Genomic DNA, 20,246 nt, shown 5'->3' with positions numbered 1-20,246 from the left:
GGATTCTCTCCCGATATTATCCCTTGGCACAGGATCGGTTGTTCATATGGTCGTGATGGTCTGGCGCCGGTGCGGCTCACCCCATTTCCTGCATCGTGACCCAACGCCTTTCGACATTGGCCCGCTCGACTGCCTCGACCACGCGGTGCACGGCTGCGGCCTCGGTAAAGCTGGGCGATCCTTCCGTTCCGTCGTGAATGGCATCGACCATATTCCGGAACATCCAGTCCATGGCAGCGAAGGCGCGCGGTTCCGCCGTCGCCCCTTCGACGCCGGGAATGGCGTAGACTGCATCGTCCATCGTCACCTCTTCGCAGGTCCGCTGGCCATAGGTCAGCAGCCGGGCGTCGCCGGCATAGAGCTTGGCCGACGGGAAATTGCCGAAACTGTCGTCGACCAGCAGCAGCCGGCCCCTGTCGCCCCACACTTCCACGCGCCATCCTTCGGTGTCGGGCACGCACCATCCGGCCTGCAGGCTGCCGATCGCGCCATTTTCCATGCGCAGCACCGCGCTGCCCAGGTCGTGCGTTTCCGGGCGCAACACTTCGCCATTGGGCAGGAACCATTCGGGCACGCCGGTCGTCAACATGCCGGTCGCCTCCGCCACGGGGCCGATCAGATGCGTCAGGAACAGCAGCGAATGAGTCGCGAAATTGCGCCAGGCGCTGCCGCCGCTGCTCTTTTCCGCCAGCCAGTAATATGGGTCGGTATGCTCCGAATAGGCGCAATAGGCATAGGGTTTGTCGTTGGCGACGATCAGCGGCAACATGAGCTGCACGTTGAAGCCCAGCGGGCGGCCAATGAAACCTTCATCGATCATGCGCTTCATCTTCTGCGCATGCGGGGACCATCGGAATTGCGCGTCGACGACGCCGACGACCCCGGCCGCCTTTTGCGCGTCGCGCATCGCTTCGGCGTCGGACAGGCTGACCGCGAAGGGCAGGGCGTCATAGACATGCTTGCCGTTCTTCAGCGCGGCCATGACCATGGGAAAGCGGAAGGACGGCCGCGTGCCGACATCGATGATGTGCAGGTCCGGATCAGCCGACATTTCCTCATGGTTCCAATAGGCCTTGGGAATGTCATATTCGCGTGCGGCCCGTTCCGCCGTTTCCTGCCTGGACGTGCAGATGGCGGCGACTTCCACGCCCTCGATCCGGCGCCAGGCCGCGCCATGCACCTTGAGGCTCCAGTTGGCGCTGATGATCCCGACCTTGAGTGTATCCGCCATTGCCCTGCACCTTCATTCCGTTCTAATTGAACCAATCTGTCCAATTAAAATGGGGCCTGCGCAAGCAGGAAGGGGATCAGGAATATGATGATTGCGCGGCACGCCTCCCGTCGGCGCGGTCGACCCACAGCCGCCGAGGCGCAAGCGCGGGAGCAGGCCATCATGGAGGCTGCCGCGGCGTTGTTCGAGCAGCGTGGTTTTGCCGGTGTGACCATGGCGGAAGTGGCGCGCCGCGCCCGCATCAGCAAGACGACGCTCTACGCCCGCTATCCGGACAAGCCTGCCCTGTTCCGCGCAATCTGCAGCTATGCCTGCCGCGTACCGGCGCATCGCTTCGCTGCGGTCGAGACAGAGGAGCGCGATCCGATCGACGTGCTCGCTGACTTTGCCGTCGCGATTGCCGAAGCGACCGCCGATCCCGCCGCCGATCGATTCCTCCGCCTCGTGATTTTCGAGGCCGGCCGCTTCCCTGAACTGGCGCGGCAGATCCTGCTGGAAAGCCGCGACGTGGCCGCGCCGCTGGTCCTCTGGCTGGAGGGTCTGGCGCGGGAGGGGCGGCTGGCCAGTCACGACCCGGCCCTGCTCGCGCGGCAATTCGGCGCGCTTGTCACCGGCGGCCATGATGGCCTGCTGCAATGTTCCGAACGGGAGTCGGGGGAACGGATCGCATCGGCGATGGCGTTGCTGCGGCCGCTGTTCCGCAATGAAAAAGACCGAAAATAAAAAAGACCGGCACGGATAAACCGTGCCGGTCTTCTGGCATGTCTGCGCGCCCCTTATCCGCGCCGACACTCCATCTCAGGCGATTTCATGCTGCCTGGCCTGCGCGGTCGCCGGAGCGCCGCGTACACCACGCACCAGGCGGCCCGGAAGCGCGTCAGTTGCCTCGCCGTTGCGATAGGTCACGGCTCCGCTGACGAGGGTCGCGACATAACCCTTGGACTTTTGCGACAGCCGCTTGCCGCCTGCCGGAAGGTCCGCGATCACCTGCGGCCGGTGCAGGATCATGTTGGGCAGGTCCAGGACATTGATGTCCGCCTTGTACCCCACGCTGAGGACGCCGCGATCGCGCAGGCCCACGGAATTCGCCGGCTGGCTGGTCAGCGCCTTGACCGCGGTGGGCAGGTCCAGCCCATCCCGGCCCAGCCGCCCGGTCAGCAGATAGGTGGTGTAGGCCGCGTCGCAGATCATGCCGTAATGCGCCCCGCCATCGCCCAGGGCGACGATCATATTGTCCTGCCCGATCAGGTCGCGACTCTTGGCCAGATATTCCGGCACGTCCGACGAATAGGAACACAGGATCGCGCGTCCTTCATCCTCCAGCAGCGCATCGTAGATCATCTCGCGCGGGTCGACGCCGCGCCGCGCCGCCTCCGCCTGGATGCTGTCTTCCGCCGCGAAATTATAATCGGCCGGATCGCCGATGCGGAACAGGGCGCTGATCGACTTGATCAGCCCGACGAAAGCGGGGTTGGGATCGTCCGGTTCCTCCGCGATCAGGCGTGCGCGAAGTTCGGGATCGCGCATGCGCGCCACCTTTTCCTCCAGGGGCAGCTTCGCCAGTGGACGGTAGCTGGGATTGAGCGAGAAGGGATGATAGCTGAGGTCCAGCCCATACATCACCCCCATCGGGCGCGGCATGAACTGGCAGCGTATGGCAAGGCCGTCCTTCGCCGCCTGGCGCACGCCAGCGACATAGCCGTCCCAATTTTCCGGCCGGGTCGGCATGGCGATCAGGCTGAACGTCACGGGGACGCCCGCCTCCCGCGCAATGGTGCGGAAGATCTTCAGCTCTACCTCGGCATCATTGTCCAGATTGGGGTTGCACTGGAAAGTGCCCGCGCCCGCATCCTTCAGACCCTCTGCCAGGGCCAGGACCTCGTCCAGTTCGGTCGTGACGGAGGGTGCGAGCTCGCCGGAACGGAAGCGGTGGAAAAGGTTGCGCGAACTGGCGACGCCCAGCGCGCCGGCCTTTACCGCCTCGCTGACGCAGCGGCGCATCTCGACCAGATCCTCCAGCGTCGGCGGTTCCAGATTGGCACCCCGCTCGCCCATGACGAACACGCGCAGCGGGCTGTGCGGGATCTGCGTCGCGAAATCGACGTCGGACACGCGCTGTTCCAGCGCATCCAGATATTCGGGGAAGCTGTTCCAGTTGAACGGCACGCCTTCGGCCATGACGACTTCGGGGATGTCCTCGACGCCCTCCATCAGCTTGATCATCAATTGATGGTCGCCATCGCGCACCGGCGCGAATCCCACGCCGCAATTGCCCATCACCACGGTGGTGACGCCGTGATTGGATGAAGGGGCCATGCGGTTTTCCCAGGTGATCTGGCCGTCATAATGGGTGTGAACATCGACGAAGCCCGGCGTGACGGTCAGGCCGCGCGCATCGATTTCCTCGCGTGCCGACGCATCGATCGCGCCGATCTGCGTGATAATGCCGTCCTTCACGCCGATATCGGCGACATAAGGCTGGGCTCCAGTGCCGTCCACGATTGTGCCGCCGCGGATCACCACATCGAATTGACTGCTCATGCCTCTCCTTTCAGAATCGCCGCAACGGAGTCGCGGAGATAAATAGTATGTGCTATTTATAGCATCCGCAAAGACAGGACAATGGCTTAATGACGCATGCATGACATTTCCGAACGGTCGACTGAGGTCATGGCGCGCCGCCGCCGCGCGCGGCGCTCCACGGCGGAAATCCGCGCGCTCATCCTCGATGCCGCCCGCGCCGTTTTTGCGGAGCGGGGTTTTTCCGGTGCGACCACGCGCCATATCGCTGCGCGCGCGGAAGTGTCGGAACCGCTGATCTTCAACAATTTCGGCAGCAAGGAGGCGCTGTTCACCGAAGCGGTGATAGAGCCTTTCAATGCCCGTTTCCGGGAATTCCTGGCCTTCAGCGATACCCTGCCGCCTGACCGGGAAGAACGCAGCATGCGCTATGTCCAGGCGCTCTATCCCTTTCTGCGCGACCATGCCGATCTGCTCCTGGCAATGGTCAAGTCCAGGGGGGACGTGGATCTGGCCGCCATTCATGGAATGGATGATTATTTTGCCCGGGCCGTGGCCCGGATCCGGTCGCAATACCAGCAGGCCGGGCTGGAATTCGACGTGCCGCCGGAACTGATGGTTCGCTACGGCTTCGGCATGCTGGCAGGTTCGGTGCTGCTCGGCGACTGGTTCTTTCCCGAGGGCGGGCCGGATACGGACGTGGAGGAAGGCGTGCTGGCACGAATGCTTTTCAAGGCCAGCGAACCCAGGAAGGATTAGCTTTCCGCCCATCGATCCATCACATGGCCGAAATTCCATCGCCCGGCTTGGCGGAACGCCGGGCCGCCGCCATGGTCGGGCCCAAGGAGGCGCGGATGGCGATTGATTTCAGTGGGCAGGTGGCCGTGGTCACGGGTGCTGGCGGCGCACTCGGTTCGGCCTTCTGCCGGGAACTGGCGCGCCGGGGTGCGGCGGTGGTTGCCAATGATCTGGGCGGTGATCCCACGGGGCAGGGTGGTTCCACCGGCTATGCGGACGCGGTCGTCGACGAACTTGCCGGGATGGGCGCCCGCGCGATCGCGAACTACGACACCGTCGCGACGGAGGCCGGGGGCCGGGCCATCATCGATGCCGCGCTGGACGCTTTCGGACGGGTGGACATCGTCATCTCCAACGCCGGGAACCAGCGCAACGGCGCCTTCGGTGCATTGAGCGAGGAGGATGTCGAATCCGTATTGGCGGTCCATGTGAAGGGCGCCTTCAACATATGCCAGCCCGCCTATCGCGCCATGACCCGACAGGGCTATGGCCGGATCGTTCTGGTGAGTTCGCAATCGGGCGTGTTCGGCAATCCCTATCGCGCCAATTACGGCGCCGCCAAGACCGCGTTGATCGGCCTGATGAACGTCATCGCGCAGGAGGCGCCGGCCGGGATCGCCGTCAATACCCTGTTCCCCAACGCGCAGGGCGGCCGGCTGGGCGGCACGCCGATCGATCAGCGCCCGGACGTCGATTTCCTCAAGGCCGCCGGTGCGCGCACCCGCCATTTCATCGAGGGCATGAAGCCGGAATTCGTCGCCGCCCTGGCCTGTTACATGGCCAGCCGGGACTGCGCCTCCTCCCAGCACATGTATTCGGTGCTGGGCGGCAAATATTCGCGACTGTTCGTCGGCCTGACCCGCGGATGGTACAGCCCCGGCCCGGATGCGCCCGACTGTGACGACATCGCTGCCCATATTGGCCAGATTGACGATCGCGCCGACTATGACGTGCCGTTGAGCGGCCTGGACGAGATGGACACGGTGCTGGCGGCGCGGCGCGCCCTGGGGCTGGATGGGTGATCGCGGTGGACGCCCCCATCGACAGGGATGACCATGCGTCGACGCGCGAACCGATTTCCGACGTCCTCGACGTGACGCAGTCGGGCCCCGACCAGTTCATTGGATCGGCCGGGGCGAGGAATCATATCGGATCGGTATTTGGCGGTCGTTTGCTCGCCCAGTCCCTGCTTTCGGCGATGATGACGGTGGAGGCGCTGCCGGCCAGTTCGTTCCACGCCTATTTCCTGGCCGCCGGCCGCACCGACATGCCGATCGACTATCAGGTGACGCGCCTGCGCGACAGCCGTCGTTTCGCGAACCGCCTGATCACCGCCTGCCAGGATGGCCAGACGATCTTCACGATGATGGCCGAATTCCACGCGGCGGAGGATGGCTTCGTCCATCAGGACGCATCGATGCCCCTCGTGCCGCCGCCCGAAGAAGTGGCCTCGATCCAGCATTTCGTCCGCGAACGGGCGGGGGAACTGGCGCAGGCGGTCACCCATAATTTCGCCGCGGCGCTGGTCATAGAGATGCGCCCGATCGCGCCGGAAAGCTACTTGCTGGCACGCCCTGCCGAAGCGGCGCGATCCTTCTGGTTCCGGCAGTCGGGGGCCGCCGCCGTCGACGATGCCCGGCTGCAGCAATGCCTGCTCGCCTTCGCCAGCGATTATTGGCTGGGCGGCGCATCGGCCATTCCGCATTTCCTGCCCACCAACAGCGGCGAATTCCTGATCACCAGCATGGATCATTCCATGTGGTTCCACCGCCCCGCCCGTTGCGAGGAGTGGATGTTGCATCAGACGTCCAGTCCATCGGCCAGCGACGGGCTCGGCCTCTCCAGGGGCCAGATTTTCGACCGCGACGGCCGTCTTGTCGCTTCGACGGCGCAGGAATGCCTGCTGCGCCGATTGCGTGGTTGAGCCGGGCGGCTCATTCCGGCTGGCCGCCCTCCGGGTAGCGGCCCATCATCAGGTAGAACAGGGCCGCCAGGAAGAAGCTGCCTGAGCAGGCCATCAACGCAATGTCGTAGCCGCCGAAATGATCATAGGCCATGCCGATCAGGCTGGCGCCCATCGCAACGCCCAGAGCAATGCCCAGGGTCGACAGGCTGTAGATGGTGGCATAGCTGCGCAGCCCGAAATAGCGCGCGATCATGAAGGCCACGATATCGATCTCCGCGCCCTGGCCAAGCCCGATCATCAATACCGCGCCATAGAAGAGCGCGGGCGGCACGTCGTGCTTGAGCAGCAGCAGGCAACCGATGGCAGGCGCGAAGTTGAGGACGAACGCGACTGCCGGCGCCCAGAAACGATCGACCAGAACGCCACTGAGCAAGGCCCCCATGGCTGCCGCCGCCCCCATGACCGACACGGCACCGACCGCGGACAGGGCATCAAGACCCTTCTCCACCGCCAGAGGCTTCATCTGGGAAAGCAGCGCCACGACCGGCACATAGTTCAGAACGGAGGCCGCGATCAGGATGCGGACCTTCCCATTGGCCAACAGGGACAGGGCGCTGTCCGCGGGCGGAGGCGATCCGCGACCGGACCGCAACTCCATGGCGCGGGAGGGTACCCAGAACCAGATGAGGGGCAGGGCGACCAGAAGGATGAAGGCGGCAAGCAGCAGATAGCCGCCTGCCGTACCGAAGCGCAGCACCACGGGATAGAGCGCCATCGGCATCAATCCGCCCGCGACCGCCAGACCGGACCGGCCAATGGCCAGAGCCGTTCCCCGCGTCCTCTCGAACGCGCCGCTCAGGATGCGGGTGACGGTGATGCCGGTCGTTGCCATGCCGACCAGCGCAAAGCCGAAATGCACCACATAGAAATAGCCGAGCGACCCCCTCATCGAAGCGAGCAGGCCATAGCCGATGGCGGTCATCAGCAGGCCCGCCGACAATATCGGCCTGACACCGTAACGATCGGTCATCCGGCCGATGACTGGCGCGATGAACGCGATGATCAGGCCGAAGCTGTGAACAAAGGCTATGTCGCCGCGGGACCAGCCGAATTGCTGTTGCAGGGGCTCCACGAACAGGCTGGATACCGCCGGGTACAGGGAATAGCCCAGCGATCCTGCGAACAATGCCGCAACGCCCGGACGCCAGGCGCGCCGCCATTCCTGCGCGACAAGGCGCAACTGGGATGCTCCGGCGGCGGGGGGCTGATGCTGGCTCATGCCCCCGTTTCTGCGCGAAAGCGCGTGATGGGAACAGTCGTCCCCCTTTTCTACGCATATGTGTAGGGAACGCATCTTCTGCTTGCCAATGTGGCGGCGGCGGTCGCACCTTCGCGATGGTGTCGGTCAGGAGAGGGTGATGGTCGAGGAAGATATTGTCGTTGAGCGGCCGGGACAGGATGACGGCATCGTGCTGCTGACGCTCAACCGGCCCGCGCGGATGAACGCCCTGCTTCGGGAGACTGTCGCGCATTTCAACGGATTGCTGGACGAACTGGCGGCCGATCCCACGTGCCGGGCGGTCATCATCACCGGCGCCGGGCGCGGCTTCTGTTCTGGCCAGGACCTTGCCGCATCCAATCAGCGCAACCAGACGGGCGCCAGCGGCGTCATCGAAAAACTGCACTGGCAGCAGCAGTTCGCCGGCATGGGCGGACGCATCCGGGCCATGCCGAAGCTGGTGATCGCGGCCGTCAACGGCCCGGCCGTGGGCGCAGGCATGGCGATCGCGCTCAGCGCCGACGTGCGGATCGCGACCCCGGCCGCGAAATTTCTGGTGGCGGCGGTGCGGATCGGCCTGACCGGCGGCGAAAGCGGCATTTCCTATCTGCTGCCGCGCATGATCGGCGCCGCCCGCGCCTTCGACATCCTGCTGACCGGGCGGGCGATCGAGGCCGGGGAGGCCGAACGCATCGGCCTGGTCCGTTCGCTTTCCGAACCGCAGTCGCTGATCGAGGACAGCATCGCCTATGCGCGCTCCGTCCTTGCCAACAGCCCCTATTCCGTCGCCCATACCAAGGCGTTGATGTGGGCCAATCTGGACGCCGGCAGCTATGACGCCGCGATACAGGCGGAAAACCGCACCCAGATATTGGGCACGATGACAGAGGATTACAGGGAGGCGACCGCCGCCTTCATGGAAAAACGGCCGCCCCGCTTCTCGGGACGATAGCGCTGGGGCGCCCGGCCGTCGCCTGATGCAGGCGGCCGGGCGTCACGCGTCTTCAGTCGACGATCCGCTTCACGGCCCGGTTGCGGTCCAGCGTGGGGTCGAGATAGCGGCCCACGGCATAGTCGCCCATGATCGTGGTGCGGCGGGCGCTGCGCGGCACATTGAGCGGCACGCCCTCGGCATGGTGGATCATCCGCCAATTGTCCCACACCAGCATGTCGTTCCGCTGCCAGTCGTGGAAATAGGCATATCGCTCGTCGGTCAGATGAGCCGCCAGTTCGGCCAGCAGTGCATCGCTTTCGGCCCGATCCATGCCCAGAATATACTGCGCCTGCAATGGCGAGATCTTGAGCGCCTTGCGGCCGGTTTCCCTTTGCGTGATGACCATCGGGTGGACCACGGGCGGGAAATCATATTTCGCCCCGCTCGATGGCTTGGTGCGCGGCAGGGCGCGCAGATCCGCGGGCACGCCATATTTGCACTCCAGGAAGTCGGTCACGAAATGATAGACGACCTCCATGCCATCGATCTTCTCCTTCATCTCGGGCGACAGCCGTTCATAGGCCTCGATCGCATCGATGAACCCGGTCCGGCCAAGCTGGGTGGCCGGCTGTTCCATGCGCAGCACGGCGCCGCGCACGATGGTCGGCATGAAGCTCTGGTCCCAGTGCCAGGGAATATAGCCCGCCCGGTCATGGCCGCCGAAATTATAATCGGTCTGGAACCGGGGCTTGTCGTCCGCGGGATCATGTTTCAGCGTCATCATGAACTGGTTGTTGGGATCGTTCATGTCCGCCGTGGCGGCCGGTTCCATATCGCCGAACAGGCGGCTCAGGCGCATCTGCGCTTCATCGTCGGCCTTCGGATCGCGGACCAGCAGCAGTCCCGCCTCGATCCATATGTCGCGAATGGCCTCGGCCGTGGCATCGTCCAGTGGACGCGAAAGATCGACGCCGATGATCTCCGCACCGAAACCGGGGCTGAGCGCGCGGACCTTGATCCCGGCTTTTTCCCGAACCTCGTTTTCCTTCAGCATTATCCTCTCCTCGCATATGCCGCCGGGCCGTGATGGCGGACCAGTGCGATCATGCTAAACCTTATCGGTCGCCTGTATAATCGGGCAATTTACGAAAAAACCATTCAGGATCATTGAACAATGATCTTGGGGGGCTTGGGGCAACTCATCAGAAATCTGATGACATCGTTCCGGGTCCTCCGGCACCGGCGCCTATTGCTACCTCCATGCTATAAGGGCTGCCAAGGCGGGGTAGCGGACGGCAGCCCTGTGTCGGACGATGTCCCCAGGAAGGAATGGAAAAGGATGAACAGTTTTACCGCGACCCCATGGCCCAAGGACCGTGTGATGCCGGCCAGAAGCTGGGAAAGGCCCGCCGGCATGCGCGTCATTTCCAGCGACGATCATCTGATCGAGGAGCCGGGGCTGTGGGAAAACCGGCTGAAGGGCGCGGACAAGGATCGCGCGCCCCGTTTCTGGAAGGATGAAACGGGTTTCCATCTCGAAGTCGATGGACAGAATTACGACGTGCCCGGCCTGCCGCCGACCTTCCCCGAAGGGCGCGAGGGTTTCTGGGACGTGCAGCAGCGCCTGGTCGACATGGATGCGGAGGGCATTGACGCCGCCATCATCTATCATGGCCGCCTGAACAGCCTGATCCGCATGCCGGACAAGGAATTCTGGTTCCGCTGCGTCGATGTCTGCAACGAATGGGCCGCGGAATGGAAGGAAGCCGCGCCGGACCGGCTGTACCCGGTCGCGCTGCTGCCGACCTTCCTGTGGCCGGAACGGACGAAGGACTATCTCCAGAAACTGAAGCAGCTCGGCTACAAGGCGATCGACATTCCGGTCAGTCCCAAGGGCGTGCGTTACAACAGCAAGGATATGGACCCGTTCTGGGAAGCGATTCAGGACAGCGGCTTCCCCGTGTCCTTCCATATCGGCGCCTATCTGCAATATAGCGGCCGGGGATCGCTGGGCGCGAACCTGAACGCCAATCTGATGCCCTTCACCGGGCTGTTCGGGCAGTTGGTCTTCTCCGGCGTTTTCGATCGCTTTCCCGGTCTGCGCGTCGTTTTCACCGAAGGCGGCGCAAGCTGGGTGCCCGGCACGCTGGAAAATGCCGACAAGGTCGCGCGCGACTATGCGACCGAATTGCGGCCCAAGCTGGCGCAGAAGCCGAGCTGGTACTGGCATAATCACTGCTACACCACCTTCATGGAAGACGACGTCGCGATGGAGAATATCGCGCGCATCGGCGACGGCCGGGTGATGTGGTCGACCGACTATCCGCACCCGGAAGGCGTGATGGGCAGCAGCGACGTGATCATGAAGCGCATCTTCGATACGGTTGGTGAACCCGCCGCGCGCAAGGTGCTGGGTGAAACAGCAGCCCAGCTCTGGGGCATCTGACAGAAACAGGGGCCCGGTGGCGACGGCGACCGGGCCAGGGAACGGACTTGCCCAACCATGTCGCTTGAGGAGATCGTCGCCGAGGCCATCGCGCAGCGGGCGGCGATGACCAGGCGACGACCGATCATCGTCGGCATCTGCGGTGCGCAGGGCAGCGGCAAGTCCACGCTGGCGGCTGCGCTGTGCCGCCGCCTGGACCGTGCGGTGACGCTGTCGCTCGACGATCTCTATCTGACGCGCCAGGACCGGGAAAGGCTGGCGCGCGACGTCCACCCCCTGCTTCGGACGCGTGGCGTGCCGGGCACGCATGATATCTCGCTGGGAATCCGCCTGCTCGACTCCATCGGATCGGGCGCGGACGTGGCGCTCCCGCGCTTCGACAAGGCCCGCGACGACCGATCGCCTCCGTCGGAGTGGCCAGTCGCCCCGGCCGATACGCAGGTGGTGCTCCTCGAAGGATGGTGCGTCGGTGCGATGCCCGAAGAGGAAGCCGCGCTCCAGCGTCCCGTCAACGCCCTGGAATCGGCGGAGGACCCGTCAGGAACCTGGCGATCGTTCGTGAACAGGGCGCTGGCCGGTCCCTATCAGCCATTGTTCGACCATATCGATTTTCTGGTGCTGCTCGCTGCGCCGGGCTGGGATGTGGTCGCCGCCTGGCGAATGCAGCAGGAACAGGCGCTCAGGCTATCCGGGGCTGCCGGTCCGGGCGTCATGGACGATGCGCAGCTCATCCGGTTCATCAGCCACTATGAACGCCTGACACGTCACATTCTCGATGAAATGCCCGGCCGCGCCGATCTGCTGATCCAACTGGACGAACAGCGAGCGCCCCTGGCCGTGCGATTGAAGGAAGAATAGGACCTGGGCCAACCGCAGGCGTCATGACGGCTTGCCGGAACTCCAACTCATCGCTCCTTCGGCCTTGCGCCTTCGCAAAGTCTCCGCCTCGATCTCCAGCGCGCCTGCCAGCGTCGTCTCCGTTCCTTTATCGATGACGCTCTTGGACATGCGGATCAGCGCGGGATCATGCGCCGCGATCGCCTCTGCGATCTGCACCGCCCTGGGTAGCAGTTGTTCCGCCGGCAAGACCTCGTTCACCAGGCCCACGCGCAACGCCGTGGCGGCGTCGATGGGCTGGCAGCTCAGCATCATTTGGCGAGCAAAGCGCGCGCCCACCGCGCGGGGAAGGCGCGACCCCATGCCGCTGCCCGACAATGCGCCGATCTTCGCATGGGTATCGGCAAAGCGGGCATCATCGCTGGCCAATATGAAGTCGCAGCCCAGCGCCAGCTCAAGCCCGCCAGTATAGGCCGCACCGCCAACCGCGGCGATGATCGGCTTGCCCAGATGCGGCACGCGCTGGATCAGGGCTGTCACGGACTGGCGCGGCGCATCGGGGGCGGAGAAGGTCTTGAGGTCCAGTCCAGCGCAAAAGGCGGGCGGCGTCCCGGTCAGCACGGCGACCCGCCAGCGGTCTTCCTGCACGAAAACGTCGAACGCCGCGTTCATGGCGTCGAGCAACGCGAGATCGATCGCATTGCGCTGCGCCGGCCGGTTCATCGTCAGCAGCAATATGCCTTCGCCGACTTCTTCCCTCCAAAGCACATCATCCAACTTGGCGTTCATATCTGGCTCTCGAAAAATTCGATGACATCCTGCGCGAACGCCCGGGGTTCTTCCATTGCGGCGAAGTGGCCGCCCGCCTCCATCTTCGTCATGCGCGCCACATTATACTGCCGTTCAGCCAGCGCCCGGCTGGGCATCGGATAGAATTCGCCGGGGAAATGAGCGAGCGCCGTGGGAACCGGCACCGGGCCGGGCGCCAGCACGTCGCCGTGCAATCCATAATACATCCAGATCGAGGACATCACATTGTCGGTGACAAGATAGCTCATGAGGTTGGTGATCAGGTGATCCTTGCTGAAACGGCTTTCTATGTCGCCCTTGGTATCGCCCCAGCGCCAGAATTTCTCGACTACCCACGCCGCCCAGCCGACCGGATTGTCATGCAGGGCAAGGCCGATCGTCTGCGGCTTGGTGGCATGTTCGTGATGATAACCGCTTTCCGCCTCCGTCACTGCGCGCACCTGCGTCCAATAGTCGAGCAGTTCTGCGTCGGCATCGGCATCCGGTGACGGCGCCATGAAGAAATTGAGATGGATAGCCGCCACCACATCGGCGTGGCTGATGCCCAATTGCGTTGTCACCGCGGATCCCCAGTCGCCCCCCTGCGCGAAAAAGCGCTCATGGCCGAGCACGTCGATCATCAATGTCCGCCACATGGCAGCAACGCGCGCCGGCCCGATGGGACGGGGCGGGCGGCCCGACCAGCCATATCCGGGCAGGGAGGGAATGACGACGGAAAATCCCGCTTCGACCAGCAGCGGCATCGCGTCCTGAAACTCCACCACCGACCCCGGCCATCCGTGCGTCAACAGGATCGGCGGCTTTCGGGCGTCGCTGCCCTGCACATGGTAGAAGTGGATGGGAATGCCCTCCACCTCCGCCATGAACTGCGGCCAGCGATTGAGTTTCTCCTCCTCCGCGCGCCAGTCATATGTCGAGCCCCAATAATCGATCAATTCGGCCAGATATCGCGCATCCATGCCATATTTCCACTGGTCGGGATCGTCGGGCATATAGCCGATCCGGCTACATGCCAGCCGGTGCCCGATATGATCGAGCACGGCCTGCGGCACATCGATGCGAAAGGGGGTAGGGGTCAAGGCGCCTCTCCTGATGATCGCCATTTCATAATCCCTGCCTTCCTTCACCGGATATGCACGGGCGGATGCATCACAGTCGTGATCGGGTCTTCGGAATCATGACAGGTTTGGAAACCGATGGTACGATAGCGTATCCTGAACGAAAAAATCAGTAGAAAACCACCAATGGAGGGGCGCCCGTGGGCATCGTCATACGCTATCCCCGTATCGATTTTTCGAAGGTCCGCGCCCATTGGGCGCCCAATATCGCCTTCGCTCAATTCCAGAATGCGACCTCCATCATCCCCGCGCCTGTGGAGCCTTGGCTGATCAAGGTGCTGAACATGGCGATGGAATCCCTGCCCGCCGGTTCGGACCAGCTGCGAGAAGACATGGCCGCCTTTATCGCTCAGGAATCGCAGCATTATCGCCAGCATCAGAAGTTCAACAAGGTTATTGCGGCGCAAGGCTATCCTCAACTCGCCGAATTCGAGAAGAAGCTTGCCGACGACCTGGACAGCTTTATCAAAAACCGCTCGCTCAAATTCATGCTGGCCTATGCCGACGGCTTCGAATCGCTGGGGGCGGGGCAGGGCAGCATATGGTTCGAACGGATGGATGCGCTGACGGAGGGCGCCGATGCCAATGCCGTGGCGCTCTGGAAATGGCATATGGCCGAAGAGTTCGAACATCGGGAAGTATGCTTCCAGATCTATCACCGGATTTACAGTCGCGGCCTGTGGGGCAGGATCTGGAACGGCTATTTCTATCGCGTCTATGGCTGCATCTACGCCATGGTTCATCTTCAGGGCTATATGGCCCGGATGTTCTCCTATCTGATCGAACAGGACCGCAGGAGCATGACGAAAGCGGAGCAAGCCGCCCTTGACCGTGACATCAAGGCGCTCAACAATTTTCAGCGAAGGGTCTTCTTCCCGCAATTGCTCAAGAATTTGCTGCCCTGGTATGATCCGGCGAAAAAGCCGACTCCTGCCGGCCTTTTCGATTATCTGCGCCAGTTTGAAAGGCCCGATGCTGCGGCCTGACAATCAGACCGGTTCATGCTGCCAGTGCATGAGGATCACTGGGTCCTGTAAAGTTCCTTCAGCGCGAACTTGATCACCTTGCCGGTGGAATTCATCGGCAGGGCGTCCAGGAAAGTGACCCCGCGGGGGATCTTGTAATTGGCGAGATTGGCCTTTGCCCAGCCGATCACTTCCTCTGCAGTGATCGACGAACCGGCCGAACGCACGATGAAGGCATGCCCCACCTCGCCCAGCCGTTGGTCGGGTACGCCGATGATGGCGGATTGATGGATTCCCGGCAGACCGGACATCTGCTTCTCGATCTCGGCCGGATAGACGTTGAAGCCGCCGACGATGTACATGTCCTTCAGCCGGTCGGTGAGCTTCAGATAGCCGTCCGCGTCAAGGCAACCGACATCGCCCGAATGCAGCCAGCCCTCTGCGTCCAGCGTGGCGCAGGTCGCTTCCGGATTGTCCAGATATTCGATCAGCAGCTTGTTGTCGCGGATCAGCACTTCTCCCGGCTCGCCCACCGGCAACGGGCGGCCATCCGGTCCGGCAATCCGGATTTCCGTCCCGGCAATCGCTGTGCCGACCGTATAGGCAATGCGCTCCATCGGATCGCCCGGCCGGGTGTGCGTGGCGGAGCCGCAGCATTCAGTCATGCCATAGCCGGTGCTGATCTCCTGGATCGGGGTTTCGGCCTGAAGCCGCTTCATCAGTTCGATCGGCACGACGGTCGATCCCGTCGACATGAACCGCCAGCTTGAAATGTCCCAGTCGCGCCAGTTGGGAAAGGCCAGCATCTCCTGGAACACGGTGGGCGGGGCGGGCATGACCGTGATGCCGTTTTTCGCCACCAGGTCGAGGACGCTGGCCGGATCATAGGCTTCGGGCCAATAGAGCGTGCTGCCCGCGATCAATGACGCGACCCAGCCCGCCTTGTAGGAAGCATTGTGGGAGAAGGGGCCAAAGGCGGCATAGCGATCGTCTGCCGTCTGTCGCGCAATATCCACCCAGGCCTGACCCCCGCCCAGCGACCGGCGGTGATCGAACAATGCGCCCTTGGGTGCTCCCGTGGTGCCGGACGTGAACATGAGATCAGCCAGCGTGTCGGGCTTCACCATTGCTTCGCGCTCTGCAAGCTGTGCATCGCTGCTGCTGTCGGCCAGGGCGACAAAATCCTCGAACCGGATTTCCCCTTCGCCCAATTGCTGTGGTTCGGCACGCAGCACGATGCGGCGGCGCAGTTCGGGCATCGCCTCATTCTTCAGCATGGCCGGATAATAGCGGCCAAGGAAATTGCCGATGGAAAACAGGCGCAGGACCTTGCCCCGTCGCACGATGTCGGACACCTCGCCGCCCTTGAGGCGCGTGTTGAGCGGCACCATGACGCCGGCGGCGCGTTGGATGCCGATGGCTATGGCGACCCATTCCCACATATTGGGCGCCCAGATGACGGCCCGGTCGCCCGGCTGGGCGCCATCTGCGATCAGCGCCTTTGCGACCAGATCGGCCTGGCGGTCGAGTTCGCGATAGCTGATCGCTCCGTCTGTCTGCGAAACCAGGGCAGGTCGGTCGCCGTGGCGCGCGGCTGCGCTACGCATAAGGGCGGGAATAGTCGTCGTCATGATGGCCTTTTCAGTGCTTTGCCGATGCCGCATGGCAGCATGGGCCGAACGTGCCTTTGAAGGAAGAACGGCCGCGACATAAGCGCGGTTGTGATGGCTGTCCTCATTGATCCAGACGGCGCAGGAAGTCGCCGCGCGCCGACCACACCATCCATGCCGCGAGCGGCCCTGCGATCAGGAGGCAGGTGATGATCGACCAGCCGAGCTTCATGGGGTCGCCATAGACATAATCCGTAAGAAAGCCGATCAGCATCGGCCCCAGCGCATAGCCGCACAGATTGGAAGCCAACACCATCAGCGCGGCGAACCGACCGCGCATCTCCACTGGGGCGATCATCTGCACGGCGGCCATGGTCGGGCCATAGCTTGAACCCATGGTCATCATCATCAGCGTGATCGCGCCGAACAGCAGCGTGAAATTGCCGAGCGCAAAGGCAGCCGCCAGGCAAGGGGGAATGGCGATGCAGAAGCCGCACAGCAGTCGCAGCGCCATGTCGCGGGTACCGCGCGCGAAACGATGGTCGATGAACAGGCCGAGCGACAGGCCACCGATGATACCGCCCAACGCGACCGCGACCGACATCATTGTTCCGACGTCCGCCGCGCTCGCGCCGAGCACCCGGCGGGCGTAGGTCGGGGTCCACACCATGGTCCCTTGTATGGCAACTGCCATCACCGCCGATCCCAGGATCAAGCCCAGCATTAGCCGCGGATGCGCGCCGATATGGCGGAAGAACGCGCCCCAGTTCGCCGCCCGCCGGTCCGGCGGGGTCAGGCTGCGGCGCTTCGGTTCCCGAAAGGCGAAGGCCAGGAAGGCGATCAGCACGCCCGGCAGGCCCGTCACCACCAGCACCTGCCGCCATGGCGCAAGGCCAGAGAGCGGGCCGCCCAGCGGCTGCGCCGAAAACAGGGCGAGCAGATTGCCGCCAAGCGCGTATGACAGCGATATGCCGATGACGCCGGACACGGAAAGACAGGCGATCGGGGTGGTCAGCCGGTGCCGGGGGAAGATGGACGACAGGAGCGACTGCCCCGCCGGCGATACCGCCGCCTCACCCGCGCCCACCAGCAGGCGACCAGCGAACAACTCGCTGTAGCTGCGCGCCAGCCCGGTGCCGGCTGCGGCCAGGGACCAGACCACTATGCCCGCGAACATGATTGCGCGCCGAGAATAGCGATCGACCAACCCGCCGATCACCAGTCCCATAAGTCCGTAGAACAGAGCGAAGGAAAGGCCTTGAACCAGGCTGATCTGGAAATCGTTGAGGCCAAGGTCCGCCCGCATTTCCGGGATCAGCACCGATATGACCTGTCGGTCGATCATCGACACGATCTGGAAGATCGTCAGGATGAACACCGTCCACCAGGCGTTGGCAGGACCATAATTGTCGGGCCAGTCGCTGCTGTAGGCGGGGCTCTCCGTTCGCGCCGGGGCCGGCAAGGCTGATCAGGCCTTCAGATGGGCAGGCAGTTCCTGCATGAAGACAGCCTTGACCTCTGTGAAGCCGTGCAGTCCCTCCACTCCGCCTTCGCGGCCCACGCCGGACTGTTTGAAGCCGCCATAGGGGATCGTGTAATCGATGACGCGGCCATTATGGCCGAAATTACCGGTTCGAATGCGCCGGGCGACTCGATAGGCACGCTCGACATCCTGTGTGAAGACGCCGCCCGACAGACCGTAGATATTGTCGTTGGCGATGGCGATGGCCTCTTCCTCGCTGCCATAGGCGATGATCGTGCCGACGGGTCCGAAAATCTCCTCGCGGGCGATGGTCATGTCGTTGCTGGCGTCGGTGAACAGGGTCGGTTCCACAAACCAGCCCCTGTCGAGATGCGTCGGGCGATTGCCGCCGGTGATGATGCGGGCGCCCTGCGCCTTGCCTTGCCGGATATAGTCGAAGACGCGGCCATGCTGGCGCTGGGTGACGAGCGGGCCCATCTGCGTGGTTTCGACGAAGGGATCGCCCACCTGCACATATTGCATTGCGGCGGCCATGGCCTCCTCCACTGCGCGCTTCAGCGACAGGGGTACCAATATGCGGCTGAACGCGGCGCATTGCTGGCCGCACAGCCCGACGAGGTTCGGCATGATGCCTTCCACGACCTTGCCGATGTCAGCGTCGTCCAGGACGATGGCGGCGGACTTGCCGCCCAGCTCGGTCGTGATGCGTCCCGACCGCGCGCTGACGATCGAGGCGATATTAAGGCCTGCGGCGGTCGAACCCGTGAAACTGACCTTGTCCACTCCTTCATGCCGGATCAGATGATCGGAGACGTCACGATCGGCCGTCAGTACGGAAAAGACGCCCTCCGGCACGCCTGCCGCTGCGATGCATTCGGCCAGGATCAGTGCTTCCAGCGGCGTTTCGGGCGATGGCTTGGCTATGATTGTGCAGCCGGCGGCCAGCGCGAAGGCCACCTTGAGCGAAAGGGTGGCGAGCGGGGCGTTCCACGGCACCACGGCGGCGACCACGCCCACCGGCTCGTGCACGACAATGGCATGGCCGCCGGCCAGTGCGGGCCGCACCTCTTCAAACCCCTTTTCGGCAAGATCGGCGGCATAGGTGTAATAGCCGCCCATGAAGGGCGCGGTCATCGACGACTGCGAGTAAGGCATACCCACCTGCATCGACCAGGCGCGCGCGAAATCGTCGCTCCGCTTGGCCATCTCACCGGCGATGCGACGCAGATAGACGGCACGTTCCGGGCCGGTCATACGCGGCCACGGGCCATTGTCGAAGGCATCGCGCGCGACCGCGACGGCGCGATCCATGTCCGCAGTCGTTGCCTTGGCGACGCGGCCCACCTTCTCCTCGGTGGCGGGGGAGATGATCTCTATTCCGTCAGACCCGGAAGAATTGGTCCAGCCGCCGCCAATGAACAGCTTTTCCGGGCTTGCGAGATTGACGAGCGTATCGGTCATGCGAAGTTCCTTCAGGATACGGCAAATATGGGCGGGACGCTGGTCAGGTCTCGACAACGACGGGCAGCGACAGGATGTTGGCGACGCCGCCGTCCACCGGCAACATGTGGCCGGTGATATAGCCCGACGCATCGGACGCCAGGAACTGGACCGGGCCGACCATCTCCTTCGGATCGCCGAAACGGTCCAGTGCTATGGCGCTGCGGAAGATTTTCGCCCGCGCCGGGTTTCCGACCGTGGGCGCGGCCATGTCCGTGTCGAAGAAGCCGGGCGCTATGGCGTTGCAGGTCACGCCATGGGGCGCCAGATCCGCCGCGATCGATCGCGTCAGGCCCAGAACCGCATGCTTGCTGGCGACATAGGCGGACAGGTTGGGCCGCCCCGTGTCGGACACATAAGAGGCGAAATTGATGATCCGCCCCCATTTGCGCGCCACCATCCCCTTAGACAGGTCGCGGCACAACAGATACATGGACGATACGTTCACATCGAACATGTTTTCCCAATGCGCCAGGGTGGACTGGTGGAGCGGCCCCCATCCGCCGATAGCCCCATTATTGACCAGGATGTCGATATCGGCCCCTTCGGCGTTCAGCCTCTCGGTCGCGTTCTGCACAGCTTCCAGATCCGCCAGGTCGAAGGCGATCGTTCGCGCCTGACCGCCTGCCGCACGGATGTTCTCGGCCGTTTCTTCCAGTTTTGCGGCGTCGCGCGCGGCAAGGACGAGCGATGCCCCGGCTTCCGCAAGCCCCAGCGCGATCGCCCGGCCCAGGCCGCGCGAGGCGCCCGTGACCATCGCCGTGCGGCCTGCAAGCGAGAAAAGCCCCGTCATTTTGTCCTCATCCTTG

General features: G+C 63.7%; 18 protein-coding genes. 8 read left to right on the top strand and 10 right to left on the bottom strand.

Translation table 11 applies throughout. The features are described 5' to 3' along the window. Positions 1 to 76: 76 nt before the first annotated feature. Complete coding sequence (locus MRBLSP13_RS01620; protein ID WP_363752234.1) at positions 77 to 1,231, bottom strand: Gfo/Idh/MocA family protein; 1,155 nt, start codon at positions 1,229 to 1,231, stop codon at positions 77 to 79. An 84-nt stretch (positions 1,232 to 1,315) separates the two neighbouring features. Here MRBLSP13_RS01620 and MRBLSP13_RS01615 point away from each other — a divergent pair, with 84 nt between their 5' ends. Then, positions 1,316 to 1,954, top strand: coding sequence for a TetR/AcrR family transcriptional regulator (locus MRBLSP13_RS01615; protein WP_363752232.1), 639 nt, complete (start codon positions 1,316 to 1,318; stop codon positions 1,952 to 1,954). 75 nt (positions 1,955 to 2,029) lie between these two features. On the opposite strand, the gene MRBLSP13_RS01610 is transcribed toward MRBLSP13_RS01615, so the two are convergent. After that, positions 2,030 to 3,772, bottom strand: coding sequence for an N-acyl-D-amino-acid deacylase family protein (locus MRBLSP13_RS01610; RefSeq protein ID WP_363736291.1), 1,743 nt, complete (start codon positions 3,770 to 3,772; stop codon positions 2,030 to 2,032). A 96-nt stretch (positions 3,773 to 3,868) separates the two neighbouring features. Here MRBLSP13_RS01610 and MRBLSP13_RS01605 point away from each other — a divergent pair, with 96 nt between their 5' ends. Genes MRBLSP13_RS01605 through MRBLSP13_RS01595 form a run of 3 tightly spaced genes read left to right on the top strand, consistent with a single transcriptional unit; the run spans position 3,869 to position 6,473 of the window. Then, positions 3,869 to 4,510: a TetR/AcrR family transcriptional regulator gene (locus MRBLSP13_RS01605; protein ID WP_363736290.1), complete on the top strand. Its 642-nt coding sequence runs from the start codon at positions 3,869 to 3,871 to the stop codon at positions 4,508 to 4,510. Between the two features lie 23 nt (positions 4,511 to 4,533). Further along, entirely contained in the window at positions 4,534 to 5,571 is a 1,038-nt protein-coding gene (locus MRBLSP13_RS01600) for an SDR family NAD(P)-dependent oxidoreductase (protein WP_363752230.1), read from the top strand. After that, positions 5,568 to 6,473, top strand: a complete 906-nt coding sequence (locus tag MRBLSP13_RS01595; protein WP_363752228.1) for an acyl-CoA thioesterase — start codon at positions 5,568 to 5,570, stop codon at positions 6,471 to 6,473. The genes MRBLSP13_RS01600 and MRBLSP13_RS01595 overlap by 4 nt, the downstream gene beginning before the upstream one ends. Positions 6,474 to 6,483: 10 nt before the next feature. On the opposite strand, the gene MRBLSP13_RS01590 is transcribed toward MRBLSP13_RS01595, so the two are convergent. Then, positions 6,484 to 7,734, bottom strand: coding sequence for an MFS transporter (locus tag MRBLSP13_RS01590; protein WP_363752226.1), 1,251 nt, complete (start codon positions 7,732 to 7,734; stop codon positions 6,484 to 6,486). A 139-nt stretch (positions 7,735 to 7,873) separates the two neighbouring features. Between MRBLSP13_RS01590 and MRBLSP13_RS01585 the strand changes: the two genes are divergently transcribed. Further along, a complete protein-coding gene (locus MRBLSP13_RS01585; RefSeq protein WP_363736285.1) occupies positions 7,874 to 8,686 on the top strand; it encodes an enoyl-CoA hydratase/isomerase family protein in 813 nt (270 codons plus the stop codon). 52 nt (positions 8,687 to 8,738) lie between these two features. Here MRBLSP13_RS01585 and MRBLSP13_RS01580 read toward each other — a convergent pair whose 3' ends face one another. Continuing rightward, the gene (locus tag MRBLSP13_RS01580) at positions 8,739 to 9,722 is read right to left on the bottom strand and encodes a TauD/TfdA dioxygenase family protein (protein ID WP_363752224.1); all 984 of its coding nucleotides are present in this window, start codon (positions 9,720 to 9,722) and stop codon (positions 8,739 to 8,741) included. Positions 9,723 to 10,007: 285 nt separating this feature from the next. Between MRBLSP13_RS01580 and MRBLSP13_RS01575 the strand changes: the two genes are divergently transcribed. Together MRBLSP13_RS01575 and MRBLSP13_RS01570 are read left to right on the top strand one after the other, a co-directional pair. After that, the gene (locus tag MRBLSP13_RS01575) at positions 10,008 to 11,114 is read left to right on the top strand and encodes an amidohydrolase family protein (RefSeq protein ID WP_363736283.1); all 1,107 of its coding nucleotides are present in this window, start codon (positions 10,008 to 10,010) and stop codon (positions 11,112 to 11,114) included. 57 nt (positions 11,115 to 11,171) lie between these two features. Beyond that, positions 11,172 to 11,972, top strand: a complete 801-nt coding sequence (locus MRBLSP13_RS01570) for an AAA family ATPase (RefSeq protein ID WP_363736282.1) — start codon at positions 11,172 to 11,174, stop codon at positions 11,970 to 11,972. 21 nt (positions 11,973 to 11,993) lie between these two features. Here MRBLSP13_RS01570 and MRBLSP13_RS01565 read toward each other — a convergent pair whose 3' ends face one another. Together MRBLSP13_RS01565 and MRBLSP13_RS01560 are read right to left on the bottom strand one after the other, a co-directional pair. Continuing rightward, positions 11,994 to 12,740 carry an enoyl-CoA hydratase/isomerase family protein gene (locus tag MRBLSP13_RS01565; RefSeq protein ID WP_363736281.1) on the bottom strand — a complete coding sequence of 249 codons (747 nt, stop codon included), beginning with the start codon at positions 12,738 to 12,740 and terminating at the stop codon, positions 11,994 to 11,996. Beyond that, entirely contained in the window at positions 12,737 to 13,840 is a 1,104-nt protein-coding gene (locus MRBLSP13_RS01560; RefSeq protein ID WP_363736279.1) for an epoxide hydrolase family protein, read from the bottom strand. Before MRBLSP13_RS01560 ends, MRBLSP13_RS01565 begins: the two co-directional genes overlap by 4 nt. A gap of 179 nt (positions 13,841 to 14,019) precedes the next feature. Between MRBLSP13_RS01560 and MRBLSP13_RS01555 the strand changes: the two genes are divergently transcribed. Further along, positions 14,020 to 14,865, top strand: coding sequence for a metal-dependent hydrolase (locus tag MRBLSP13_RS01555; protein ID WP_363736277.1), 846 nt, complete (start codon positions 14,020 to 14,022; stop codon positions 14,863 to 14,865). Positions 14,866 to 14,900: 35 nt separating this feature from the next. Here the strand turns inward: MRBLSP13_RS01555 and MRBLSP13_RS01550 are convergent, their stop codons facing one another. From MRBLSP13_RS01550 to MRBLSP13_RS01535, 4 genes are all read right to left on the bottom strand, one after another. After that, entirely contained in the window at positions 14,901 to 16,451 is a 1,551-nt protein-coding gene (locus tag MRBLSP13_RS01550) for an AMP-binding protein (protein WP_363752222.1), read from the bottom strand. 127 nt (positions 16,452 to 16,578) lie between these two features. Further along, on the bottom strand, positions 16,579 to 17,916 hold the full coding sequence (locus MRBLSP13_RS01545; RefSeq protein ID WP_363736273.1) for an MFS transporter: 1,338 nt from the start codon (positions 17,914 to 17,916) through the stop codon (positions 16,579 to 16,581). Positions 17,917 to 17,922: 6 nt separating this feature from the next. Beyond that, on the bottom strand, positions 17,923 to 19,398 hold the full coding sequence (locus MRBLSP13_RS01540) for an aldehyde dehydrogenase (protein ID WP_363736271.1): 1,476 nt from the start codon (positions 19,396 to 19,398) through the stop codon (positions 17,923 to 17,925). Between the two features lie 43 nt (positions 19,399 to 19,441). Further along, positions 19,442 to 20,230, bottom strand: a complete 789-nt coding sequence (locus MRBLSP13_RS01535) for an SDR family NAD(P)-dependent oxidoreductase (protein ID WP_363736270.1) — start codon at positions 20,228 to 20,230, stop codon at positions 19,442 to 19,444. Between the last annotated feature and the right edge of the window lie 16 nt (positions 20,231 to 20,246).

Source organism: Sphingobium sp. LSP13-1-1.1 (assembly GCF_040676415.1).
Classification (GTDB): domain Bacteria; phylum Pseudomonadota; class Alphaproteobacteria; order Sphingomonadales; family Sphingomonadaceae; genus Sphingobium.
The sequence above is the reverse complement of the archived record's forward strand: the minus strand, read 5'-3'. Positions and strand labels throughout refer to the sequence as shown.